General features: G+C 44.8%; 1 protein-coding gene. It reads right to left on the bottom strand.

What is annotated here, in order from left to right:
- Positions 1-240: 240 nt before the first annotated feature.
- Entirely contained in the window at positions 241-2,346 is a 2,106-nt protein-coding gene (locus tag GNE10_RS33855; protein ID WP_185570412.1) for an acylase, read from the bottom strand.
- Positions 2,347-2,465: the final 119 nt, after the last annotated feature.

A 2,465-nucleotide genomic window follows, 5' to 3' on the forward strand; every position in this document is an offset into this window, starting at 1 on the left:
GGGGAAAGGGTAAAGGGGAAAGGGGAAAGGGTAAAGGGTGAAGGGTAAAAGGTGAAGGGTAAAGGGTAAAGGGTAAAGGGTAAAGGGTAAAGGGTGAAGGGTGAAGGGTAAAGAGATAAATTTAACCTTTCCCCCTTACCCCTTTCCCTTTCACCATGCCCCATGCCCCATGCCCCAAGGTAAGGGATTTAAAACCTTTCCCCTTTCCCCTTTAAAGAACCAAGTCACGAAAGCGAACTACTAGAATACTTTTCGTGCTTCTAGATGGGCAAGGATATCAGAGCGATCGCGCCACACGGGACGCAACTTTTTCTTGGCGAACAAGTTTAATTGATCGCCAATGTGCGGCGATCCCGGTTGAGTTGCATTGCCGTAGCTGGTGAGTGCCATTGCTCGTACTGGGTTAGAAAATTCAATTGCTGCAACATAGGAATCGCCAGCTTCAGATTTAAACTTTCCATCTGGTTGTGGTGATGCATACAAGTTTCGGAAAATTCCCAGAGGATCGGCACCACCGTTGGCAGGTAAATCTATATTGCCATAACGCAGTCGAAAAACATCTCCCCATGCCACATCAATACTTCCATAGGTTTTTTCTATTTTTGCTGCCACTGCTTCTAGGGTTGCAACTGCACTTTGTGGATCGGCTAAACCATCGGGTGTGGTGCGTGGGGAGTTTTCACTCCAAGGTTGACTAAATGTTTTATTTAAGTCCAGCTGTTGAACCCAAAAGGCAAATAGTACCGCCCCTCGACTATCTGCATTAGCTTGCCGATCCCAGGTTTCTAGAACATTAGCTGCTTTTTGCCCCAAATCTTTACCATACTTACGGGCAGCAGGAATTAAATCGTCCAAAAGGCGATCGGCCATTTCCATGCGAGTCGAGTGTTTGTATGCAATCATTTCATCAAAAGAGATTTTGTCATCTTCTGCTAACATCCTCACGGAACGTTGCGATCGAAAATCCATGAAACGAGGTGCCATGTAAGGCGGGTAATTATCTGCATTAATCGCCGTTGGGAAGGTAGTTGTCCACGGTGGATCGTTAGCATTTTGCAACCAACCACTCTTGGGATCGACTATGCGCGGTAAATCTTGGTATGGATGGATTTTTGTCCATAAAGTTTTAGATGTATCTCCAGGAATAACACCTTGCCAATATGCAAAATCTCCTTGTTGACGTATCGGAACTTGACCGTTGAATAGGTGCATAATATGTCCTTCTCTATCGGCATACATCACCGTAAACATCGATAGTTGCAAGCGTTTGAGTGCGGTTTCAAATTGCTTAAGGTTTTTTGCTCGTGCCATATCCCACCATTGTTGGAGTACGCCTGGTCGGTCAAGACCAACAACTCTCAGTGCTATGGCTTTACCATTTTTTTCAGCTATTACAGGCCCGTGGATGGAACTTTTAACTAGTAATCGTTGCTCCTTTAAAGAACCATTTTTTTGTTTCACCTTCAACGACACAGTTTTGGCAAGGAATTTGCGGACTTTACCATCAAACAGGTAACCATTATCTTTTGGTGTGAGTTCATACAAATCCCAACCATCATAGGTGTTAACGGTGTGAGTCCAACCCAAATTATTGTTAAAGGCGATCGCCAATACAGGAATACCCACAAGTGTTACCCCATAAGCATCAATTCCCGGTGTGGTGATTTGGGCTTCGTACCATAAAAACAAATCCGACCAAGGTAAATGTGGGTTGGCTAGCAACATAGCGTTTCCGCTAGCTGAATGAGTTGGTGCAATGGCCCAACCATTAGATCCGGCTGGCAACTTTTGTTTGCTCAAATCAAATACCAGTTCTGGATCCACCACAAAGGTGAAATTCAGTACCCGATGTAAATGAGCCATCACATCTTCTCCCTTGACTGGTAGCACCACCTCTACACCATCATCAATAGAGTTTCGATTTTGGGAAGCATAAGCATTGATCCCGGCGGCAAAAGCATCTAGATACTTGCGAAAACTGGGATTTTGTGCTTGATACCAAACACCAGCGCGTTCTGGGACTCCCATAGACAGTACCCAACGATCTGACTCTACATATTCTTCACCCCAGTATTCCGCCGCACGTCCCCGTGCTTGACCATAAAGACGCAAAAGCAAATCTCCATGACTTTGCATTTGTGCCCAACCAAAGGCATAAAAAGCACTTGCATCGTCTTTACCGTAGATATGCGGTATTCCATAGGTATCCCATAATATCTCTGTAGATTTTGTTGGTGTAGCTATACTCTGGCTGCCGATAAACAAAACCATTATGAAACTGAGTATTAAGGGTAAAACACGTATTGATTTTCTTTTGTAAGACTTTGATAAGATATCAAACTTCATTAACACCACCATGTGTTAGCAACGTCTATGTGGGGCATTGGGCACAAGAGGCTCCAGGGGCGCAGAGGCTCCAGGGGCAGAGGAGAAAAAACTTGTACAACAACTCTCCCCTGCTCCCC

The sequence above is a fragment of the Nostoc sp. 2RC genome (genome assembly GCF_014222165.1).
GTDB classification, from domain to species: Bacteria; Cyanobacteriota; Cyanobacteriia; order Cyanobacteriales; family Nostocaceae; genus Nostoc; species Nostoc linckia.